Below are 22,967 nucleotides of genomic sequence, written 5' to 3'. Positions count from 1 at the left end.
AAGCGGTATTTTTATAAATTGTCAGTAACCAGTTTCAAATTTAGATATCTAAGTTCGATACTGTTAGTGCATTTTCTTCAATGAAGATACGACGCGGTTCAACGTGATCACCCATTAGACAAGTAAACATATGGTCAGCGGCGATAGCATCTTCGATGGTGACGCGTAGCATACGACGATTTTCAGGGTCCATCGTTGTATCCCATAGCTGGTCGGCGTTCATCTCGCCTAGACCTTTGTAACGCTGGATAGCTAAACCACGACGCGCATCCAGCATCATTTGTTGCCATAGGTAATCGAAGTCGCGTACTGGGATGTCTTTAGTCGTCCCCGTAGACGCTTCACGGCGGATAAAGGCATCGCTCTCAAGCAACGTATTCCATTCACTTGATAAACGTAGCAGTTTGCCATACTCACCCGAGTTGATAAAGCTAGCATCTAACAGATAATGGTGTGCTAGTTGATGCACATATACCGTGACGCGTGGTAGCCACTGTGCCTTGGTAGATAAAGCCTCACTATCTGACGCTTCGCCTTCCTCAGTACCTACTACTGGCGTCATACCCAATAAATCTGCTGCGGCTGCGTCCATATTTTTTGGCTGCGGCGCATGGATATTAACTAATTCAATTTCAGGGCTTAGATCGCTACCGAAGTGATCCAGCTTAGTCTGCATCGCTACTTTCCAATCCTGCATGGCAGACTCATCATAAGTCATGTCAGTGCTAAGTTTTGGCGTATGCGTCAATGCGTCCAAAATGACCGCTGGGAAGCGAATCTGTAAACGTGCTTTGATCAACTGTGTCTGGTTGTAGTCATTGAGCAGTGTCTCAAGCGCTTGACCAGTAATCGCAGGCGCATCAGCACTGATATGTAGCTTAGTATTATCAATCGTTGAAGATAATAGATACGCTTTAAGCGCTTCATCATCTTTTAAGTATAACTCTTGACGACCTTTTTTCACTTTGTATAGCGGTGGCTGAGCAATATATACATAACCACGCTCGATCAACTCAGGTGTTTGACGGAAGAAGAACGTCAATAGCAACGTACGAATATGCGATCCATCAACGTCGGCATCGGTCATGATGATGATTTTGTGGTAGCGTACTTTGTCAGGATTATACTCATCAGGACCAATACCACAACCTAATGCAGTAATCAGGTTACCCACTTCAGCAGATGATAGCATCTTATCAAAACGAGCACGCTCGACGTTCAGAATCTTACCTTTTAGTGGCAAGATTGCTTGTGTTTTACGACTACGACCTTGTTTAGCTGAGCCACCTGCAGAGTCACCCTCCACAATGTATAGTTCAGATAATACTGGATCTTTTTCTTGGCAATCGGCTAACTTACCAGGCAGACCTGCAATATCCAAAGTGGTCTTGCGACGTGTCATTTCACGTGCTTTACGAGCCGCATCACGTGCACGCGCTGCATCGATAATCTTATTCGCAATGGCTTTACCAGCACCTGGATTCTCTAACAGATAGTCATTGAACTTATCATGCATCGCTGATTCAACAGCAGATTTCACTTCGCTTGATACTAGCTTATCTTTGGTCTGACTTGAGAATTTTGGATCTGGTACTTTCACAGAGACAATTGCAGTCAACCCTTCACGAGCATCATCACCCGTTGCAGCAACCTTTTCTTTTTTGAATAAGTTTTCACGATCCATATAACTGTTCAAACAACGCGTCAATGCTGAACGGAAACCAGATAAGTGAGTACCACCATCTTTTTGCGGGATGTTGTTAGTGAAACACAGTACTTTTTCGTTATACGTATCTGTCCACTGTAGCGCGACTTCTACGCTGATACCGTCGTCTTGCTGACTAGTAAAATGGAATACTTCATTGATACCGTCTTTACCAGCATTGATATAGCTAACAAACTCTAGCAAGCCACCTTTATGCTCAAACTCATGACGCTTATCAATACGCTCATCAGTCAAAACAATACGCACACCAGAGTTCAAAAATGACAGCTCACGTAAGCGTTTTGCTAAGATATCGTACTCAAAAATTGTACCGGTGAACACATCACTGCTAGGATAAAAGCGGATTTGGGTACCTGTCTGATCGGTTGCTTCCATCTGTTGGATATCGCTATCAGGTACGCCATCAGTATAAGTCTGATGGTAGTGATAGCCTTCGCGCCAGATATTCATCTCAAGTTTTTGAGACAGAGCGTTAACTACTGATACCCCCACACCGTGCAAGCCACCTGACACTTTATAGCTATTGTCATCGAACTTACCACCTGCATGCAAGACCGTCATAATAACCTGCGCCGCTGATACACCCTCTTCTGGATGAATATCAACAGGCACACCGCGACCGTTATCCATCACACTGACAGATTCATCTTCGTGAATAACGATATCAATCTGATCACAGTGACCAGCAAGCGCCTCATCGATAGAGTTATCCACTACCTCAAAGACCATATGATGCAAGCCTGTGCCATCATCGGTATCGCCGATATACATACCAGGACGCACACGTACGGCCTCTAACCCACGCAATACGCGAATATCTTTAGAACTATAATCAGAAGGCAATACTTCTGAAACTACAGTAGGCACGGTGGCTTCAGTAGCACTGTCGTCTATCAATTGCTCGTGGTCAATAGGTAATGAATCACTCATGTACATTCCTTAATCTAGCCATAATCAGCCATTTACGATTAGCGCACTTATAAAAAGTCCGCTACATAGTGGCATCTTAGAATTAACGTCTATTATTCATAATCTAAAGTGCATATGAGCAGCTAAACCACTAACCACCGGTAGCCTCAAAAAAGGCCGCACAGAGATAAAATTAGTAAATTATTTATTAGTAATAGTCTTTGTTTTTCTAACCTTTGTTAAAACTATTGAAATAAATAAAATACAAATTTATCAAACACTTATGAATAATTGAAAAATAGAAATCTTTTCTATGATGCTATCAAATAAATTGCTGAGCACAGGACAAAAATAAAGGGTTATTTTAACATTTTTTTGCTTCTAAGTCACTGTTTACTGAGAGTTTTAGGGTCTGTGAAAGGTCGTCTTAACATAGTAACTGTTAGGACAAATAGTAGTGGCTAGTGTACTGAATAATGAGAGGTGAAAATAGATGGGTAATCATCAAAAGTATAAGCAGAAGAATTAAATATTAGTTAGTAAATGAGATTTTTCCTTGTTTCACGTGAAACACATTTGGTTGTGACCAAAGTTCATTAACTAAAGGTAAAATATCATCTGTCAGACTGGTCATAAATACTTGGCAAGGGAGTTGAGCTAGGGTCGATAGCAGTATTTCTATAGCTCTATCATCCAATTCTGCAGTGATATCATCTAGGAGCACAACAGGTGTCGCTCTCGATGATAAATCATCATTGAGTGAGTCACTGCGCTCTTTATCGTTTAGCAACAGTGGTAGTTGCGATAGGCGCAGTGCAGTAATGAGCAGTTTCTTTTCACCGCGAGACAATACATTTGCTGCCTGCTCTTTTAAAGTCGGTAATTTGGTTTGAACACTATGTGCTGAAGCTGCTGTTCTGGCATCTGTCGTTTGATCGTTCACAGACTCATCAGAACGCCAATACACATGAATATCAGCACGATGATTGCCTATACGGGTATATCCCAATTGCAAATCCTGCTCTAACCGCTCATTAAGCTGCACATCTAGCGCGACACTGGTGTCATAACCAGCGTTATAGCTCAGGCTCAGTTGCTCAGCGTAAGAAGGCAATAGCTGTACGATACTCTTGGCAAAATAAGGCTGCCATTCAGTAAATACTTGTTCGCGATAATGATGAATTAAGGCAGCATGGTTACTCAGTCCTTTATCCCATGATTTCAGCTCAGCAAGCTGTACTTGGGTTAAATGACGAGTGCTTTTTAGCAAACTATTGCGCTGTTTTAGGAGGCGTTGATAAGCCATCCATTGTGGATGAAACCCTTGTTTCATGTGAAACACTAACCAATCTAGCAACTGTCGACGGCTCGCACTTCCCTGCTCCAACATATCCATTGACGATGGATCTATCAGTAACGTAGGTAGCTGCTCTGTCAAGATACTTTGATTGTAAACAGTGGTTTGATTGAGGCGTAGTATAGTCGTAGCATCTGCTTGCTTTTGAATAGCTAAAGTACGACTATCATTGATCTTAGCATGAACAGTCGTGTTATTCTGATGATGCTGGATATAACGTTTAGGCTGGTGATGGCGAAAGCTCTTACCTCTTGATAACAAGAATATAGCTTCAAGCAACGAGGTTTTACCACTGCCATTTGCACCGATAATGATGTTGCAAGCAGTAGGCTCTAAACTAATTTGAGTAAGGTTTCTAAGGTGGGATATTTGTAGACGTTCAATCATAGTATCGATAGCCGCCCATTAAAGCCTGCTAGCTTAGCGGGCAAAAGTTCATTAAAAATCAATATTTAGTACTGAAAACAAAGCTCTTTGAAACGTACTATTTCTATTCAGTTTTGTTTATTGCCAAAGAAAAACACACTATATACGCATTGGCATAATGACATACTGATGGAACTCATCATTTAGTTGATTGACCAATACAGAGGCATTCGATTGGCTCATATGCATCTGTAAATCGCCTTGGATAACGCCCAATACATCTTGCAGATACGCAGCGTTAAACGACAGCTCCATCGGCTCGCCTTGATACTTAGCTTGTATCATTTCAACTGCTTCATCTTGCTCAGCATTATTAGCACGTACTTCGACCATACCATCGCTAGCAAAATTAAAGACCACACCACGAGATTTTTCATTACTCAAGATGGCAACACGACGTAGTACGTCTGTCATTTTTTCTTGACTGAATAAAGCCAATTTATCAGTATTGCTCGGCATCACACGGCGATAATCAGGGAACTTACCATCAATTAAACGTGCGGTAAACGTCACCATTAGATCTTGGCTAACTTGCCCTGCACTATCTACATCACCAAACGGCAAACTTACTTGTAAAAACTCTCGGCCAAAACTTAGGGTAACTGCGTTGTCCTGATCACCCAACATTTTACCAAGCTCAGAAGCTAGACGCTCAAGTTCGATCACTGCCTTACGTGGCAAGATAGCTTGCATATTGAGATCTGCGCTTACATTGATAACACTACGGGCTAATGCCAATCTATGGCCATCTGTTGCTACCGTTGTCAGTTGCTGCTGTGAAACGTCAAACAACATACCTGTTAAGTAATAGCGTACATCTTGAATCGCCATCGCAAACTGCGTTTTGTGAATCAAATCTGTCAGACGATTACGGCTGATAGTCAGAGGTGTGATATTCTCAGGGTTACCCAAGCTCGGATAGTCTTCGCTTGGCAATGTTCCTAATGTAAAACGACTCTTACCACTAGTTAATAAGCAACGCTCATTTGCTTGAGTTGCTAGATTAACTTGAGCCTGTGCAGGTAGCGATTTACAAATATCTTTTAGCTTGGTTGCAGGAAGTGTCGTTGTACCTGCTTCTACACAAGCACCAGCAGGCAATTTCAATGTCGATGTCAGCTCTACCTCTAAATCTGACGCTGTTAAGATAAGCTCAGATTCTGATAGCTGTAGCTTGATATTACCCAATATAACCATATTGTGGCGTTTATCAGCGGCTTTGGCGATCAAGTTGATAGCTTTTAGTAACGATTCTCGATTGATCGATAATTGCATGCTTAATTACTCTTATTTGAATGATTTTTTTATAAATATTTATCGTAATGACTTAATAATACCTTGTCTGCTGACGATAATCTACAAAGCATCTGTGGACTTATATTTTCGATATTATAAACCATCTGTATCTACTAGAATACAACGATATCTAGCGCTTTTATCCTGCCTGTAACATCAGAGCTAGGGTTTTATAATCCTTATCAAATGCAGGATCTGCTGCTCTCAACTCATTTACTTTATCACAAGCATGCATCACCGTCGTATGGTCGCGTCCACCGAACGACTGACCAATTTCAGGGAAGCTATCGCCTGTTAATTCACGCGACAAAGCCATCGCTATTTGACGTGGTCTTGCAATACTACGCGTACGTTTGCGCCCCATAATATCTTTGACCGTGACATCATAGTACTCAGCCACTACCTTACGGATGTTATCCATATTCACTGCCTGCACACGCATCGCAACGATGTCTTTTAGTGCGTATTGCACCATCTCAAGGGTAATCTGTGCCCCTGTTAAGTTAGCATTGGCAAACACCTGATTTAGGGCACCTTCTAAACGTCTGACATTAGACACCACATTTTGCGCAATGAATAGCGCACATTCCTTTGGTAATACCATACCGTAGGAGGCTGCTTTTTTCTGCAGAATTTGTACTCGAGTATCAATCTCAGGAGGATCAACAGCGACTGTTAACCCCCAAGAAAACCGTGATCTAAATCGTTCATCAAATTCTGTCATTTGGGAGGGATGTCGATCAGAGGCTAAAATAAGTTGTTTATCACCACTAGTAAAATCTGCAAATAATGTTAGAAACTCATTACTACTTTTAGTCTTTCCTGCCAATACATGAATATCATCTACAATTAACAAATCTACTTTTTTTATTTTCTTTTTAAAATCTTCTATTTTATTATTTCTTAAGGAATAAACTAATTGATTTATAAATTTTTCAGAAGTGAAATAATAAAAACTTTGATTATTTTTTAAATAGCGATGAGCTACAGAATGCATTAAATGCGTTTTTCCCAATCCAGAAGGGCCGTATATAAATAAAGGATTATGACGATTTTTCGATTGGCGCTTACCAAGTTCATAACAAGCCTTGTAAGCCAAGTTATTGGACTTACCTGTAACAAAGGTTTCAAAAGTAAATTCGGGGTTCAGGTAGCTTAATGATTTTGTATCAGCAGACTCAACTGGCTCATTATGACGCATGTTCGCGTCGATATCTGCTTTTGCGTTGTTATGATGAATAGATTCAAATTTATGTTCGAATGGGGTAGGGGAGACCTCGTCTTCTATAAACAAAGAACCTGATTGACTATTATCTTCTGCATTGCGGCCAGCATTATCAACACGTACGACGACCTCTTCAATACTACCTTGACTGTGTTTGGTCACCAACTGCTGAATATCTTGAAGATGATTCTTCTTGATATACGTCACAAAATAATCATTGGGAGCAAGAATAATCAAAGTTTGCGCTTCTTGATGAGCTGACAGAGGTCTCAGCCACATAGTAAACACGTTGTCTTTGACGTTGTAACGCAAATCGTTTAGACATTTATCCCAAATATTTGCTGTGTCTATCATGAAAAGTACTGACCTTGTGATCTGAAATAATAGTTATTTTTTAGCAATATAACTTGCTACCTAAGCCTCGATATTACACGTAACAACTAACCAAAGAGTTCGTACTAGCACCCTATACGAAGGTGTATATCAAGTAGCGCCTAATTTAACACAGATACCCTGTGGATAAAACCTCGTTTTTTGTGGATAAGACTGTGGATAATTTTGTGTATAACTTTTATAAACTAGTTATCCATATTTAACCCACAGTTTATCCACAGTCTTACCCATAGTCTAGTAATTTGATAATAAAAAGGAAAATGGACTTAACCACAGATAATCATGGTCCCAATAATAACAATACTATATTTATATTAATTAATTATTATTATAGTATTTCAGTCTAGCTGTGGATAACCTTGTAAATCATAGAATATATAACTATAAAATTTGATTACTAGAAATAAGTTTTTAAGGAAATATCTCTACTAAGTTCGTATGAGGTATTTCCTATTTAGGGACAAAGCAAATTAGTTTATTGACCAAAACTATACTGAATGGTATAATCCTCCGTTATTACGAATTTAGTCCATTATTTTGATAGGTGAGTTATGAAACGTACATTCCAACCAAGCGTGATCAAGCGTAAACGTACTCACGGTTTCCGTGCTCGTATGGCAACTAAAAAAGGCCGTCAGGTCTTAGCTCGTCGCCGCGCTAAAGGACGTCATCGCCTTACTGTATAATCAGTAGATTGCGATAAGCATGGCTAATAGTGCTTGTTGTGTTCTTATTGTTTATAGATTGCGATAGTCAATCATCACAACTGACACTTAGCCATATATTAAAAGCGCCTACATCGGCGCTTTTTTTGTCTCTATAATTTGTTATTATTTCTCCTATCGTTATTCTACTAGGTTGTACTATGTCCAATACTCTATCAGATACACCTGCAGCTAGTTTCACTAAACAGCAACGCCTGCTTACTCCTGCAGCCTTTCGTGAGGTATTTGACGCACCTGAGCGCAAGATTCATCAGAGTCATTTAATGGCTTTTGTACGTGCTAACGAGCATGCACAGCCGCGAGTCGGTATGGCTGTTACTAAGCGTAAAGTACCTACTGCTGTCGCTCGTAATCTGATCAAAAGATATGTGCGTGAAGAGTTCCGTACGAAAGCTTTTAAAATGGAAAATAAAGATATTGTTTTTATTGTCAAAAAATCTATTAAAGATATAGATAATAAAGAAATAAAAAATCAAATAATTAATATATTTAAGAAAATAGAAAAAAAATAAAATGAATACTTTATTAAAAATAAAAAATATAAATAAAATTTTCTATAAAGTATTTTTTAATTTGATTGTTTTTTATCAAAAAATAGTTAGTCCTATAATACCTGCTCGTTGTCGCTATTATCCAACATGCTCAAATTATGGCAAACAAGCTTTAACATGGCATGGCACCCGTAAGGGTGGTTGGTTGTTGTTAAAACGTCTTAGCAGGTGTCACCCTTTAGGTGGGCACGGTATAGACTTTGTACCCTTACCCTTAGCTTGCTATAGCTATCAATACATATCTTTTACTGATGTATCAAATAATAACCTCCAGAGTTTGGGTGTCTATCGAGACTATACTAGCTATGTTTCACAGCTTAATTATTTGATGAAATCAACATGAAGTCGCCCTCTTTAGTCTCAGATCGATACTCTGTTAAGTTACCCACAAGTTATCCACACTCTTGGTATCATTTAAGACAGATTTTTAGTAAAATGATGCACATTTTATGTAAATGACTACTGATGCAGTTGCAATGTGACAGGACAGCTGTGTAGGACAGTCATGACACATGCCCTAATTTTTCATTCCCTAATTTTTTAATCTAGGAAAGGTTTATGCAAAAGATATTTCGGGTGATGATCATCATTGCGATGCTAATTACCGCTTATCTGCTGATTTTGGCATGGCGAGATGATTATGCCGATGCTCCAGCTGTAGATGCGGTGCCAGAAACTACGAGTTCGGTAGGTGCTGACATTCCTTCTACTACTGGTGCAGCAGGTGATATCCCGGTACAGACATTACCTGTGGATAATAGTGCTGTGACAGCGACTCCTGCGAAAAACGCTGGTCTAATCACGGTAACAACTGATCGCTATGATATAAAAATCAATCCAGAAGGTGGTGATATTGTTTATGCTGCGCTCAAGCAGTATGACGCAACGCTCGATAGCGATAAGCCTTTCGTATTGTTAGAAAACAACAGTAACCGTGTGTATGTGGCTCAATCTGGACTTATTGGTCAGAACGGTATTGATACAGCAGAAGGTAGAGCGACTTATAACCATACTGCTAACAATTATGTGATGGAAGATGGACAGCAAACGTTGTCAGTGCCGCTTACTTACAAAAAAGACGGTGTGACGATTACCAAAACGTTCACATTCACTGAAAATAAATATCCAATCGATATTAGCTATCAGATCCAAAACGCGTCTACCAATGCTTGGCAAGGTCAGATGTTTGCGCAATTAAAGCGTGATGATAGTAAAGATCCTGGTATGTCTGATAAAGGCGCGCTGAGCATGGCGACTTATCTAGGCGGCGCTTGGGGTACACCAGATGATCCTTATAATAAGCTGAAATTTGGCGACTTTAGTGATGGTGAGTTGACGACGACTAGCGATAAAGGCTGGGTTGGTATCGTACAGCATTACTTTGTATCTGCTTGGACACCTGAAAACTTCACTGGCAAATTCTTTACACGTGAAACAGGTAGTGATTACTTTATTGGCTTCAATAGTCAACCAGTGAACGTAGCACCAAACAAACAAGTTACTTTAAATGCAACACTGTATGCAGGTCCAAAAGTTCAGTCTGAGCTAAAAGACGTTGCGGTAGGCCTTAACAAAACAGTTGATTATGGTCTGCTGTGGCCAATATCAAAGGTATTATTTGCTATCTTGGAAGGTGTGCATAAGGTTGTTGGTAACTGGGGTTGGTCAATTATTTTACTGACTATCTTAGTAAAAATTGCCTTGATGTGGTTCTCTAATAAGAGCTATTACTCGATGGCTAAAATGCGTGCCATTGCGCCAAGACTTAAAGTGCTCAAAGAAGAGCATGGCGATGATCGGATGAAAATGTCGCAAGAAATGATGGCGATATACAAAGAAGAAAAAGTCAATCCGATGGCAGGTTGTTTACCAATCTTGATGCAGATGCCGATTTTCTTAGCCTTGTATTGGGTATTGGTAGAGAGTGTTGAGCTGCGTCATGCACCATGGATTTTGTGGATTCAAGATCTGTCAGCGATGGACCCATGGTTTATCTTACCATTGCTAATGGGTGCGTCGATGTTTGTGCAGCAGCAGTTGAACCCGCAGCCAGCAGATCCGATGCAAGCAAAAGTAATGAAGTTCTTGCCGATTATCTTTACTGCATTCATGCTGTTCTTCCCAGCAGGTTTGGTTCTATATTGGACAGTCAACAACTTGTTTAGTATGACTCAGCAATATATCGTCAATAAGAAAGTTGATGAAGAGCAGAAGCGTCGTACGGTAAAAGTGGTCGATTAATTAGTTCTTTTTTAGAAACACCAAAAACCATCGCGCAAGCGGTGGTTTTTTTATAGGTGGTGGATAAGTAGTAAATGTTATCCACAGCTTATCAACATTATCCACAGTTTATAAATATTGAAACGAATATATGTCTGATACATCTACCTTTCAAAGTTTGCTTTGTCAGTATGAGTCCAGACGTCTATAATGGAGCTTTTAAACATTGAGAGTCATTGTGGATTCCTTAGAGACAGCATTAGCCGTACCTAATTCTTCTGAAAAGTCTAATACATCTGGATTAGCCACAATTGCTGCGATTGCAACGCCGCTCGGGCGAGGGGGTGTGGGTGTCATACGTCTATCAGGCAGCCGTGCTTACGATATGGCATGTGCTCTAACAGGTAAATCTGCTTTTACGCCGCGAATGGCCAGCTTTTGTCGTTTTTATCAGGCTGATGGCACTGTTATTGATGAGGGATTGGTCTTGTTTTTCAAAGGTCCGCATTCATTCACAGGTGAGGACGTTATTGAGCTACAAGGGCATGGTGGTGTTATTTTACAAAACCAATTGCTCGCGCGCGTATTTGAGCTAGGTGCCAAGCAAGCGAGTGCAGGAGAGTTCTCTTACCGTGCTTTTGATAATGATAAGATAGACTTGGTGCAGGCAGAAGCAATTGCCGATGCGATTGACGCAACCAGTGCCGCTGCGGCTAGTAGTGCAATTCGCTCTCTAAGCGGTGAGTTTTCACAGAAAATTAACCAGCTACTAGAACAATTGATTCATCTTCGTTTGCATGTTGAAGCAGCGATTGATTTCCCTGATGAAGAAGACGTTGATTTTTTGTCTGATGGAGTCATACAAAGCAAACTTGAGCAGACACAAGATAAGATACAACAAGTTCTAGCAACGGCAAAGCAAGGTCAGCTTTTGCGCGATGGTATCCATGTCGTGCTAGCAGGTAGGCCAAACGCAGGTAAATCTAGCTTGCTCAACCGTCTTGCAGGACAAGAGCGTGCTATCGTGACTGATGTCGCTGGTACTACACGTGATACGCTGCAAGAGACCGTTGTACTCAATGGTTTGACGCTACATTTGACCGACACAGCAGGCCTACGCGAGACAGAAGACACTGTGGAACGTATCGGAATTGAGCGTGCCCGTACTGCTATCACGCAGGCTGATATGCTACTGATGGTCTACGATGTGACTCGCGATGTTGAAGAAGAAAGTACACCATTACAGCTTGCTGAACAGTTATTTGGTGAGTTACCAGAAGCTAAACGCTTACTAATCATTGCTAATAAGAGCGACTTATTGAGCGATAATGATAGAGAAGAAAGTGCGGCTATGACCCAAGCTGAAATCAAGAATAGAGGTTATCAGCAGGTTAATGTTTCATGTGAAACAGGTGTGGGTATTGATAATTTAGTTGAAGCACTATGTGAGAAAGTAGGCTTCCATCCACCAGAGAATAGCTTAATCGCTCGTACCAGACATCTCGATGCGCTTAGACGAACTGCTAATTTCTTGGCAGAAGCCCATGAGCAATTAACCGTATTTGAAGCGGGTGAATTAGTTGCTGATAGTTTGCGTCAGGCACAGCAGAGTTTGAGTGAAATTACAGGTGAGTTCAGCGCCGATGACTTATTAGGTAAGATATTCGGAAGCTTTTGTATTGGTAAATAATTGGCAGGTGATTTTTGTTATTATCCAACAAACCAAACTATCTTAGAAACACTGTTCTTATTCTCAATCGTAAAATAAGGAAATGCTATGCACTGTCCGTACTGTAATGCGTCAGAGACCAAGGTTATTGACTCACGTCTTGCTGCGGAAGGTGCACAAGTGCGTCGACGCCGTTCGTGTAACAGCTGCCAAGAACGTTTTACGACTTTTGAGATGGTAGAAGTTGTCATGCCAAGGATTATCAAATCAAGCAACAAGATTGAACCTTACGACAATGAAAAGCTGCGCCGTTCTATTTTACTACCCTTACAAAAGCGTCCTATCACTATCGATGAACAAGAGGCGATGATTAGTCGTATTGAAAAGCGTGTTAGGCAGATGGGCGAGCGAGAAATCAGTAGTAAAGTCTTGGGTGAAATCATCATGAGTGAACTAAAAACTTTAGATGATGTCGCCTATGTACGCTTTGCTAGCGTGTATCGAGACTTTCAAGATATCGATGCATTTCATCAAGAGATTGCCAATATTCGTCCAAATGAGAAGTAAGCGAAGTAAGCTTTTAAGTAATCCCTAGTTGATAAGTGTTTCCCAATTACTAATCAGAATTACCAATCAGCTTTCAAACCTTATGTTCTTATATAGAACCCTCAATCATTTATTAAGCCTAGCCTTATGTCTACTCAAAGCCATGCTCAAGATGCACAAGACCGCTACTTTATGATGCTTGCTATCGAACAAGCGAAGCGCGGTTTATATACTACTCGACCCAATCCTGCAGTAGGCTGCATTATTGTTCAGGCAGAGCAGATTTTTGGTCAAGGGTTTCACCCTAAAGCTGGTGAGCCACATGCAGAAGTGTTTGCGCTGAAAGATGCTGGTACACAGGCAGCAGGGGCAACTGCTTACGTTACATTAGAGCCATGTAGTCATACGGGACGTACACCACCATGTGCGCTGGCGCTGGTTGCTGCTAAGGTAAATCGCGTTGTGATTGCAGGTCTAGATCCTAATCCGCAGGTCGCAGGTCGCGGTGTAAAACTATTAGAGCAAGCTGGTATTGAGGTAACAGTCGGTGTCCTGACAGAGCAGGCAGAGGCACTAAACCGTGGGTTTCTAAAAGCTATGCGCACTCAGATGCCCTATGTACGATTGAAAATAGCGACCAGTTTAGACGGCCGTACAGCGATGGCATCTGGTGAATCAAAGTGGATTACCTCGACAGCTGCTCGTGAAGACGTACAAAAACTACGAGCACAAAGTGGCGCGATTATCACCGGTAGTGAAACTGTAATAACTGATAACCCACAACTCAATGTGCGCTCAGAACAATTGGACGTGCCACCTGAGAAAATACCTAATCCTAAAATAGTCATACTTGATAGGCGTCAGCGTTTAAAGCACAGCCTACAGTCTGATTATCAGCTATGCCGGCATCCAGATACTATCTATTGGCATGAAGACGATTTGTCGGCGTTGTTGGCGAAACTGGTTAGTGAGCACCAGTGCTATGATGTGTTGGTGGAAGCAGGTGCTAGTGTTACAGGTAGCTTTTTGAGTCAACAGTTGGTAGATGAGTTAATCGTATATCAAGCACCTTGTTTACTTGGTGAGCAAGCTCGTCCAATGGTTGATTTCAACCCTATGTCTCTTGCTCAGCAGTTACGGTTTGATATAGAAGATTATCAGCAGCTTGGTCCAGATCTCAAATTAACCTTATTACCTTTATAGATATTCTTCGTATAAGTAGGTTTTCCACAAATTATAAAAAAAAGCTTAGAATATGGATAAATCAATTGTCGATTTACGTGTTTCACATGGAACTGTGTATAACTTTGTTTCACATGAAACACAAAAGATGTTTATATCTCGATTGTTTTAATAAATATTTATACAAATCAATACTTTAACAGTCTATTTGTAAATAAATAGGTTTCATGTGAAATTTTTATTTGTTGTGGATAACTATGTATTTATAGCGACTTCTAGCTATACCTCTATTGATTTATCCTTACTTATCCACAATTTATCCTATTAACGGTCAAGTCTAACGATGTTGCACTGTCAGTTATTTGAACAAGTTGTGATAAAGAATTGATAGATGATTTGATAAACTAAAATATTCGCCTATAACGGCAATACTGTAATGAGATGAGGGTAATATGTTTACTGGAATTATAGAAAGCGTTGGAAAAGTTAAATCTATACAGGCGACAGGCGGTGACATACGTTTGACAGTAGAGTCTGATGACTTGGATTTCAGTGACGTGAAGCTAGGCGATTCTATTGCATCAAATGGTATTTGTTTAACCGTGGTGGAGCTCGGAAGCAACTACTACTCTGTTGATGTCTCACGTGAAACTATTGCTAGAACAGCATTAGAAGGGTTAAAAGCAGGTCATACCGTCAATCTAGAAAAAGCCATGCTACCGACAACTCGTTTTGGTGGTCATATAGTAGCTGGTCATGTAGATGGAGTAGGGGTCGTTAGTAAATTACAACAAGATGCTCGTTCTATCTATATTGAGATTGAGATACCGCAAGAGCTAGCGCACTATACAGCGACCAAAGGCTCTATTACAGTAGATGGTATTAGTCTGACGACCAATTTAGTGCGTGACAATATTGTCTCTCTAAATATCATTCCGCATACTGCTCAAGTGACAAATATCGCTAAGCATTGGTTAGTAGGTAACAAAGTTAATATTGAAGTAGATATCGTTGCCCGTTATCTAGAGCGTCTATTAAATAAATCTCAATCTGGCGATATGAATGCGTCAAACCCGCAAAGCCAAATCACAGAAGCATTTTTGGCCGATAATGGGTTTATGAAATAACAATTAAGCTTACCGAAATATTATCCTCGTACCAAGTTTTTGACCCTATCGATATTACTTTGATTAAGTGATATCGATGGGGCATTTTTTATTTGCATTAGAGATTTATTGTATAAAACTCTGCAAAACGGATTCTAAGTCTTTCTTGCTAATGGGTTTGGATAAAAACTCGTTCATACCAACTTGCATACAAGCCTCGCGATCTTCTTCTGTATTATTTGCAGTTAGCGCCACAATCGGTATTTTATCACCTTGTGAACGAATCACTTGTGTGGCTTGTAAGCCATCCATAACGGGCATTCTGCAGTCCATCAAAATCAAAGAAATCTCTTCACGTTGGCTTTTGAGTTTCTCAAGTGCTTGCTGTCCATCTTCTGCGACAATACTACGATAACCAAGCTTACTTAACATCTTACAGGCTATCTTTTGGTTAGTAGGACTGTCTTCTACGACCATAATCAGTGGAGACAAGATTTCTTTCTTAGGTGTATCTTCTACAAAAGATAGACTGCTGTCGTATTGATGTTTGACCAGTATGTTTAGCGTTTTCCTTGCAAACAAGGTTAAACGTAGCAGTTCAGAAAGTAGTAAACTTGCGTCCAAGGGTTTGGTCAAAAATCCATCATATTGGCCTAGTAAAGTAGAAGGGATATGCCTTTCAAGTTTCATGCTAAGTAATATCTTCGGTAGTGAAGGCGTAGCGACTAGGTCGTTTAACACTTCTTGTTGCTCGCTATACTTGTTGCTCGCATGAGCTGGTAAGGTAATGGATTGGCTGTACTCATAATCTAATAACAAGACAGGAATAACGGTTTGCTCATCTTGTTTTAATTTATTTTTTAGCTGCTGTACAGTGGCTCTTTCTAAAGTGCTGTAGATAGTCACGGATATCGTTAAGTACTCGCACAAACGTTGTAAATGTTCAGCTACTAGAGGCTGATTGATGATAGCGATAAGGTGAATATGGGGCAGCTGCGAACAACGATGATATACCGATTGATAAGTGGCATAAGGATAAGGAAGGTAGAGGCTAAATACCGTCTCTTTATCCACCGTATTACTTAGTTCGATAAAACCGCCGAGTAACTGAGCAAAGCTATTGGCATCACTCAAGCCAATATTACTGTCTTCAACTAAGTTATGATTGCTTTGATTCAAGATATTGACTAATTGATTTTGTCTCTCAGGAGTAATAGTTACTCCAGTGTCTTTTACGCTAAATCGAATCCAATAAGATGTCTGCGCAGGCACTGTCGTGTCATTGTTAGGAGTTAAATCCTGATTACTTATTCGCGTTACTTTATCTTCAGGTATACGATCAACAGTGAGCGCGACATAGCCTGATGTTGTAAAACTAATAGCGTTTTTCAATAAGTTTAATAGGATATGGTGCAGTCGAATGTAATCAGTTTCGATGTAACGAGGACAGTCCGGCGCAAAGAAATAAATTAATTCTAACCCTTGTTGTCTTATTTCTTTTGTGACTAAATTGCTAACCTCTTTGCTTACCTTATAAATATCAACCGTTTCGATACTTAGACGTGTTTTTCTGACTTCAACTTCCTCTGTTGCTAGCGTCTCATTGAGCACAGTCAACATGCTTTGACTGGTTGTAATCAATGTATTTAGAGTTTTTTTGCCTTGAGCCGTCAATGTTGAAGGGTCGATGGGTTCCAACGAATCAATTATCTTCTCTAGTGGTAACCTTAACTTACGACCTATAAATGCTTGGGCTTCGTTTGATTCATCAATTTGTAATTGCAGTTGTTGGTTGTGCAGCTGTAGTTGTTCAGATTGATGGAAAATCTCATCAACATTATTAAAAATCACAGTGAAACCGTGAACTTGCCCATGTTCACCGAACCATGGTGTTACGTGTAGTTGGTAGGCTTGTTTGTTTTCCAAGCCATAAACTATGAGTGTGCGAGTAACGCGTAGACTTGAGATGGTTTTTAACAGTATTTGAGTGGCTTCATCTTTCCCTTCAACAAAATCAGTCAGCTCATAGCTCTGCTCTCTGTGAGTAGGAGGAGTGAATACTTGCTCAAAGCGTTGATTATAGAAGCTAATTTGACCATGTCGTATACTCATCAACATCGGTAAGGGTGCCTGATCAACCAAACGTTCTAACCGATGAGTCAATGTTTTTATACGCCGATAGTCATTATGTAGTTGGTAGCTAACGCGACTTAGCGCATGACCTAACAGCATAAACTCGGTAGTAGATTTCTTTTGTAGAAACGGCGGCGGCGTATAAGATTCTTTTGCGCGGCTACTCAAATTATCGGTATAAACCAGTAGTTGCTCCCAGTTAGTACGACGATTAAGCATATAAAGCAATGCCATGAAAAATAGTACGATGGCGACCATCAAAGGGAGCCAATAACGGTAAGATATCCAGTCGACAACAAAAGGTTCATGGCGTAATACGATATAAATCTGATGTCCGCTTTTTAGAGTAATGATTCCTGTTAGTTCATTGCTATTGACGGTATAAGAGCTATGGTCGCTGCTGCTAGAAGCTGATGTACCGATGGTAGGGAAAGCAACGGTAGAAAAAGCAGATTCATTAGGACGAGTATTATGATGGATATAGGTCTGCCCAGAAGGCATCATTAAAATCAGCTGATAGCTAAGGTGATCAAAAGTAGGCTGTTCTAAGATTCTTTTTATTTCACTATCTACAGGCGCTGCATGCTCAATAATACTGTGCTGTAGGGCATAAAAAGTATCTATGCTATGTTGCTCACTATGTTTTTTCATCCCATCAAACATTGTGACATAGTACAGCAGTAACATAACCGTGAGAGACAAGGCATAAAAAATCAATAAGCGCTGTAAGGACTGAAACTGTTGCATGAAAGCGTGGCCCTATCTCGACACGAAAGAATATAGTGAAATAAAAACGAAGTTTCTACATATAGTAGGTGAATTATACGACAGTTGAATTGTCTAAAATTTTTAGTGTTACCTTCTATTTATAGCAGAATAACGGCTTACTGTTTACAGAGAGTGGTTATTAACGCCAAATTGTTTTGTAAAAAATATAAATAGAACGTTCGATGTCCTTGATATTATAAAGGCAAATAATGTCATTGGTTATCATGAACTGAGGTCATTACAATCATGGCACTGCGCCGTAAACTCACCTATAATGAACAAATAAACCTTATATAATGCATGATTATGACTACAACTGCTCCTACCTTTGATACATCCAACTCGCTTACTGACCATGATAACCCAACTACTAACCGATTAAGGGTAGTATTTGCGGGTACGCCTGAATTTGCTGCTATTAGCCTTGAGTCGTTAATTAAGCAGCAAGAAGCGCTGAATATAGAGATAGTTGCTGTTTACACCCAGCCTGATCGTAAAGCAGGTCGTGGTCAAAAGCTGTCAGCCTCTGCGGTAAAAGAAGTTGCATTGACACATGATATCGCTGTAGAGCAGCCAGTCACTTTTAAAAAGTCTAGTGCAGAAGGGCTAGCTGCTAGGCAAACTCTGCGCACCTATCAACCAGATGTGATGATTGTCGCCGCTTACGGGTTGATCCTACCTATCGGTGTATTAGAGACGCCTACTCATGGTTGTTTGAATATTCATGCTTCACTGTTACCACGCTGGCGCGGTGCTGCACCTATCCATCGTGCACTCTTGGCCGGAGACGATGAGACAGGAATTACCATTATGCAGATGGACAAAGGTCTCGATACAGGTGACATGCTTTATAAAGTTAGCGAAAGTATTGCCTCTGATGATACCGCTGCTAGCCTACATGATAAGATGGCTGCACTTGGTGCGACAGCCATTAGTACGGTGTTAAAAGATTTAGCTGCTTATCAAGCTCAAGCTATTGCTCAAGACGATAGTCAAGCCAACTACGCTGAAAAACTGGTCAAAACCGAAGGCGAGGTTGATTGGTCGCAGCCTGCTGCCGCTATTGAACGCCAAATTCGTGGGCTGACACCATGGCCAGGTGCTTATACTTTCCTAGCAGGGCAGCGCGTTAAAATACTGGCTAGCTTACCTGTAAATACATCGCAGCAAACCAATGAGCCTGCTGGAACGGTTATCAGTGTCGGACGAAAAGCGATCTTAGTCGCTTGTGGTAAAGAGAGTGATGCTGAATCATCAGCCACCACTTTAACCATTACTCATTTACAGTTTGCGGGTGGTAAGCCGATGACTGCTGAACAAGTTTGCCATGGCAACCAATTAAATGACGGCGATCAATTTACGACAGAAACAAAATAACGTTACTTATATCTAACCTACTTGCACAAGATGCTATCGATCATACGTCAAGGAAATGAAATTTAATGAGACAAAACAGTACTGCGCCTAGAAACAATAAGCTCAAACCATCAAGCAATCTTATTATGAATGGCAGCGTACGCGTGCGTGTGATTCGTACTTTACTGGCTATTCAAAACGGTCAGTCGCTCTCAAGCGTCCTTGATCCATTATTGAATAGTCTGCACGATGGTGACAAAGGCTTTGCTCATGCATTGCTGCTCACGACATTGCGCCAGTGGCATGCGTTGGCACGTTTGCTTGATAGCTTAGCAGACAACCCTGTCGACGAGATTGAGGTGCGTACCACTATTCAAGTCGGCTTAGTACAGTTGCTATATTTAGAAGTGGCTGACCATGCTGCAATTCATGAAACCGTTGAAGCTGCCAAGGAAATTGAGTTCGCTCATTCGACTGGTTTGGTAAATGCTATTTTGCGTAAAGTCGCTAAGAATCCAAGCAAATTCCGTAAGAAATGCGATAAAAAGCATAGTCTACCGAATTGGCTCGCTTACCAGCTTAAACAAGATTGGAGCGAACAGTATGATGAGCTGACACAAGGCTTGCGCCAACCAGCCCCGATGTTTTTACGAGTGAATTCGGCCGTGACTTCAGTAGAAGATTATCAGCATGCATTGGATGGCGCAGAAATTGATGCAGATATCGTTGAGCTAACCACTGGCTTTAAGGTAGCGAACTCATCAGAGTCTGCCGCTGCTACGCTATCAACCAAAGGTCTTAGACTACATCAAAGCACTGCCGTTAATGCTTTGCCTGATTTCGCTTTAGGAACGGCTAGCGTGCAAGATATGCATGCTCAGTTAGCTGCACCGATTATCAATAAAGCATTAATGGCTAAGCTTAGTGCTGAAAAATCTGATACGAATAATGAGATACATATTCTAGATGCTTGTGCGGCACCTGGTGGCAAGCTTGCTCATTGGTTAGAGCTCATGAGCGCTAGTGACGAGTCATCGTTGTTTCACGTGAAACAAGATAACAATGGGATGTCATCTGAAACGTCACCTGCGATTACTGATATCAAAGTAACAGCTATTGATAATGAAGCACCACGTATTGAGCGTATTCGTGAGAATTTACAGCGCTTAAATCTGAGTCAGCATGACTTGAAGCAAGCAGAGAAAAGTATCGCGCTTAATATCGTCTGTGCAGATGCGACCAGATGGCAGCATGGAAAAAACAAAAAAGCGGCTACCAATGAACCTGTGTTTGATGCAATATTATTGGACTCTCCTTGTACTGCGACTGGCGTGATTCGCCGTCATCCAGATATCAGTATCTTGCGTACCGAAGAAGACATCGAGCAAACGGCACTGTTGCAAGCAGATATCTTGCATAACTTATGGCCACAACTCAAAGCTGGTGGTTATCTGTTGTATGTGACATGTTCCATCTTAAAACAAGAAAACGTCGAGCAAATGCAGGACTTTATCACTCATCATAATGATGCAGTAGTGATTGAGTTTACCGAAGATTGCAACTGGGGTATCGAACAAGCAATCGGTCGTCAGTGCTTGCCAATTGATAGCGCAAGCGGCGATGGTTTTTATTATGCGTTGCTACAAAAAACTGCTGAATAAACCGTTTTTAAACATTGAATAACATTATTGTAGACAGGACAATCTAATGAAATATATCAGTACCCGTGGTCAGACAGCGCCAATGGATTTTAGTGATGTGCTTTTGATGGGTCTTGCCCCAGACGGTGGTTTGATGTTGCCTGAGCATTATCCAAATATCGATAGTGCAACCCTTGATGAATGGCGTACGCTCAGCTATCCGCAGCTTGCGATGGCGATTATGCAGCGTTTTGCCACTGATATTCCTATGGCTGATTTGCAAGATATCATTGAGCGCACTTACACTGCTGATGTGTTTGGCTCTGACGAGATTGTTCCTGTCCGCAAACTTGAAGACAATTTATATATTCTAGGATTATCGAACGGTCCAACATTGGCATTTAAAGACGTTGCCATGCAGTTCTTAGGCAATGCCTTTGAGTATGTACTTAAGAAAAAAGACGCACGTATTACGATCATCGGTGCAACAAGTGGTGACACGGGTAGTGCAGCAGAGTATGCATTGCGCGGCAAAGAGAACATCGAAGTCTTTATGCTGTCACCGCATGGCAAAATGAGTGAATTCCAACGTGCGCAGATGTATAGTTTGACCGATGATAATATTCATAACATTGCTATCGATGGGATGTTTGATGATTGCCAAGACATCGTTAAAGCGCTACAGCAAGATGCTGAGTTTAAGGCGGCTTATAACCTAGGCACGGTAAACTCTATTAACTGGGGTCGTATCCTAGCGCAGATTGTTTATTACTTTAAAGCTTACTTTGCGGTCACGACGAACAACGATGAAAAAGTCAGCTTTAGCGTACCATCAGGTAACTTCGGTAATATTTGTGCTGGTCACATCGCTCGCGAAATGGGACTGCCAATTGACCGCCTAATTGTCGCAACCAATGAAAACGACGTTTTAAATGACTTCTTCAATCAAGGCGCTTATCAGCCGCGTCCGACTGAAAAAACTTATGTCACCTCTAGTCCATCAATGGATATTTCAAAAGCATCTAACTTTGAGCGTTTTGTTTATTTGCTATTAGAAAAAGACAGCGTACGCGTTCATGAGTTATTTAACGGCGTAAAATCAGGTCGAGGCTTTGACTTATCTGACTTGATGGAAGCGGTTAATACGCGTTATGGTTTTGCTGCTGGTAAATCTACTCATAGCGACCGTTTGCAGACTATCAAAGCGCTTTATGAGCAGCATGGTGAATTGGTTGATCCACATACCGCAGACGGAATTAAGGTTGCCAAAGAGCTACAGCTAGATGGCGAAATCATCGTTTGTGCAGAGACGGCATTACCCGTTAAATTTGCGGATACTATTGTGGAAGCAGTAGGTCAAATAGACATTGAGCGTCCAGCGCATACTGAAGGGTTAGAAGATTTACCGCAGCACGTAGTGGTACTGGATAATAAGGCTGAGCTGGTTGCTGAACAAATCCGCCAACATGTCACGCCGAATTCTGCTTAAGTAATAACGGTCTTTAGGCTTATCATCAGCAAGGAAAAATATCCGCGTAAAAGTTACACCATTGTAATAAAGTGTTTATGATTGTGTTATGGTAGATATAATTGTAATATTAGAAACGGCGTCAGCAAGTCATCATCGTGCTAGACGCTTTTTTAGGAATTATTCTAGCCAATTACACTGAACAGTTACCCTATAATCTCCATGAGAATTCTATTTATAAGTTACTGATAAATTTTATTTTTTATTAGTT

Annotated in this window: 16 protein-coding genes; 11 read left to right on the top strand and 5 right to left on the bottom strand. The window is 40.8% G+C overall.

Features of this window, described 5'->3' with window-relative positions; all coding sequences use genetic code 11:
- Positions 1–40: 40 nt before the first annotated feature.
- The 4 genes from gyrB to dnaA form a co-directional block, all read right to left on the bottom strand.
- The gene (gene gyrB / locus I3254_RS09680; RefSeq protein ID WP_238052712.1) at positions 41–2,656 is read right to left on the bottom strand and encodes a DNA topoisomerase (ATP-hydrolyzing) subunit B; all 2,616 of its coding nucleotides are present in this window, start codon (positions 2,654–2,656) and stop codon (positions 41–43) included.
- Positions 2,657–3,167: 511 nt separating this feature from the next.
- Positions 3,168–4,379, bottom strand: coding sequence for a DNA replication and repair protein RecF (gene recF / locus I3254_RS09675; protein ID WP_238052711.1), 1,212 nt, complete (start codon positions 4,377–4,379; stop codon positions 3,168–3,170).
- A 138-nt stretch (positions 4,380–4,517) separates the two neighbouring features.
- On the bottom strand, positions 4,518–5,693 hold the full coding sequence (dnaN, locus tag I3254_RS09670; protein ID WP_160021028.1) for a DNA polymerase III subunit beta: 1,176 nt from the start codon (positions 5,691–5,693) through the stop codon (positions 4,518–4,520).
- 160 nt (positions 5,694–5,853) lie between these two features.
- On the bottom strand, positions 5,854–7,293 hold the full coding sequence (gene dnaA, locus I3254_RS09665; RefSeq protein ID WP_102094841.1) for a chromosomal replication initiator protein DnaA: 1,440 nt from the start codon (positions 7,291–7,293) through the stop codon (positions 5,854–5,856).
- Positions 7,294–7,883: 590 nt separating this feature from the next.
- On the opposite strand from dnaA, the gene rpmH reads away from it, so the two are divergent.
- The 8 genes from rpmH (at position 7,884) to I3254_RS09625 (ending at position 15,352) form a co-directional block, all read left to right on the top strand.
- Complete coding sequence (rpmH, locus tag I3254_RS09660) at positions 7,884–8,018, top strand: 50S ribosomal protein L34 (protein ID WP_007394757.1); 135 nt, start codon at positions 7,884–7,886, stop codon at positions 8,016–8,018.
- 179 nt (positions 8,019–8,197) lie between these two features.
- Entirely contained in the window at positions 8,198–8,569 is a 372-nt protein-coding gene (rnpA, locus tag I3254_RS09655) for a ribonuclease P protein component (RefSeq protein ID WP_179798535.1), read from the top strand.
- A 1-nt stretch (position 8,570) separates the two neighbouring features.
- Positions 8,571–8,951, top strand: a complete 381-nt coding sequence (gene yidD / locus I3254_RS09650) for a membrane protein insertion efficiency factor YidD (protein ID WP_238052710.1) — start codon at positions 8,571–8,573, stop codon at positions 8,949–8,951.
- 215 nt (positions 8,952–9,166) lie between these two features.
- Complete coding sequence (gene yidC / locus I3254_RS09645; protein WP_160021025.1) at positions 9,167–10,849, top strand: membrane protein insertase YidC; 1,683 nt, start codon at positions 9,167–9,169, stop codon at positions 10,847–10,849.
- Positions 10,850–11,138: 289 nt separating this feature from the next.
- Positions 11,139–12,518, top strand: a complete 1,380-nt coding sequence (gene mnmE, locus I3254_RS09640; protein ID WP_238052769.1) for a tRNA uridine-5-carboxymethylaminomethyl(34) synthesis GTPase MnmE — start codon at positions 11,139–11,141, stop codon at positions 12,516–12,518.
- Between the two features lie 87 nt (positions 12,519–12,605).
- Positions 12,606–13,064 carry a transcriptional regulator NrdR gene (gene nrdR / locus I3254_RS09635; protein WP_057762240.1) on the top strand — a complete coding sequence of 153 codons (459 nt, stop codon included), beginning with the start codon at positions 12,606–12,608 and terminating at the stop codon, positions 13,062–13,064.
- A gap of 126 nt (positions 13,065–13,190) precedes the next feature.
- On the top strand, positions 13,191–14,246 hold the full coding sequence (gene ribD, locus I3254_RS09630; protein ID WP_238052709.1) for a bifunctional diaminohydroxyphosphoribosylaminopyrimidine deaminase/5-amino-6-(5-phosphoribosylamino)uracil reductase RibD: 1,056 nt from the start codon (positions 13,191–13,193) through the stop codon (positions 14,244–14,246).
- Between the two features lie 431 nt (positions 14,247–14,677).
- Entirely contained in the window at positions 14,678–15,352 is a 675-nt protein-coding gene (locus tag I3254_RS09625) for a riboflavin synthase (RefSeq protein ID WP_238052708.1), read from the top strand.
- Positions 15,353–15,457: 105 nt separating this feature from the next.
- Here I3254_RS09625 and I3254_RS09620 read toward each other — a convergent pair whose 3' ends face one another.
- Positions 15,458–18,211, bottom strand: coding sequence for a hybrid sensor histidine kinase/response regulator (locus I3254_RS09620; RefSeq protein ID WP_238052707.1), 2,754 nt, complete (start codon positions 18,209–18,211; stop codon positions 15,458–15,460).
- A gap of 327 nt (positions 18,212–18,538) precedes the next feature.
- Between I3254_RS09620 and fmt the strand changes: the two genes are divergently transcribed.
- The 3 genes from fmt to thrC all read left to right on the top strand — a co-directional run bounded on the left by fmt (position 18,539) and on the right by thrC (position 22,717).
- On the top strand, positions 18,539–19,609 hold the full coding sequence (gene fmt, locus I3254_RS09615) for a methionyl-tRNA formyltransferase (RefSeq protein ID WP_238052706.1): 1,071 nt from the start codon (positions 18,539–18,541) through the stop codon (positions 19,607–19,609).
- Between the two features lie 65 nt (positions 19,610–19,674).
- Complete coding sequence (locus tag I3254_RS09610) at positions 19,675–21,249, top strand: transcription antitermination factor NusB (protein ID WP_238052705.1); 1,575 nt, start codon at positions 19,675–19,677, stop codon at positions 21,247–21,249.
- Positions 21,250–21,295: 46 nt separating this feature from the next.
- Positions 21,296–22,717: a threonine synthase gene (gene thrC, locus I3254_RS09605; protein ID WP_238052704.1), complete on the top strand. Its 1,422-nt coding sequence runs from the start codon at positions 21,296–21,298 to the stop codon at positions 22,715–22,717.
- Positions 22,718–22,967 lie beyond the last annotated feature (250 nt).

The sequence above is a fragment of the Psychrobacter sp. Ps2 genome (assembly GCF_022129405.1).
Lineage (GTDB): Bacteria > Pseudomonadota > Gammaproteobacteria > Pseudomonadales > Moraxellaceae > Psychrobacter.
Note: the sequence above shows the minus strand (reverse complement) of the source record. Positions and strands in the feature narration are given on the sequence as shown.

Bases quoted from the DNA above. Each gene is read 5' to 3' on its own strand.
- fmt (WP_238052706.1), top strand. From the start codon at position 18,539: ATGACTACAACTGCTCCTACCTTTGATACATCCAACTCGCTTACTGAC.
- rnpA (WP_179798535.1), top strand. From the start codon at position 8,198: ATGTCCAATACTCTATCAGATACACCTGCAGCTAGTTTCACTAAACAG.
- recF (WP_238052711.1), bottom strand. From the start codon at position 4,379: ATGATTGAACGTCTACAAATATCCCACCTTAGAAACCTTACTCAAATT.
- I3254_RS09620 (WP_238052707.1), bottom strand. From the start codon at position 18,211: ATGCAACAGTTTCAGTCCTTACAGCGCTTATTGATTTTTTATGCCTTG.
- I3254_RS09625 (WP_238052708.1), top strand. From the start codon at position 14,678: ATGTTTACTGGAATTATAGAAAGCGTTGGAAAAGTTAAATCTATACAG.
- dnaN (WP_160021028.1), bottom strand. From the start codon at position 5,693: ATGCAATTATCGATCAATCGAGAATCGTTACTAAAAGCTATCAACTTG.
- thrC (WP_238052704.1), top strand. From the start codon at position 21,296: ATGAAATATATCAGTACCCGTGGTCAGACAGCGCCAATGGATTTTAGT.
- yidC (WP_160021025.1), top strand. From the start codon at position 9,167: ATGCAAAAGATATTTCGGGTGATGATCATCATTGCGATGCTAATTACC.
- rpmH (WP_007394757.1), top strand. From the start codon at position 7,884: ATGAAACGTACATTCCAACCAAGCGTGATCAAGCGTAAACGTACTCAC.
- dnaA (WP_102094841.1), bottom strand. From the start codon at position 7,293: ATGATAGACACAGCAAATATTTGGGATAAATGTCTAAACGATTTGCGT.
- nrdR (WP_057762240.1), top strand. From the start codon at position 12,606: ATGCACTGTCCGTACTGTAATGCGTCAGAGACCAAGGTTATTGACTCA.
- ribD (WP_238052709.1), top strand. From the start codon at position 13,191: ATGTCTACTCAAAGCCATGCTCAAGATGCACAAGACCGCTACTTTATG.
- gyrB (WP_238052712.1), bottom strand. From the start codon at position 2,656: ATGAGTGATTCATTACCTATTGACCACGAGCAATTGATAGACGACAGT.
- yidD (WP_238052710.1), top strand. From the start codon at position 8,571: ATGAATACTTTATTAAAAATAAAAAATATAAATAAAATTTTCTATAAA.
- I3254_RS09610 (WP_238052705.1), top strand. From the start codon at position 19,675: ATGAGACAAAACAGTACTGCGCCTAGAAACAATAAGCTCAAACCATCA.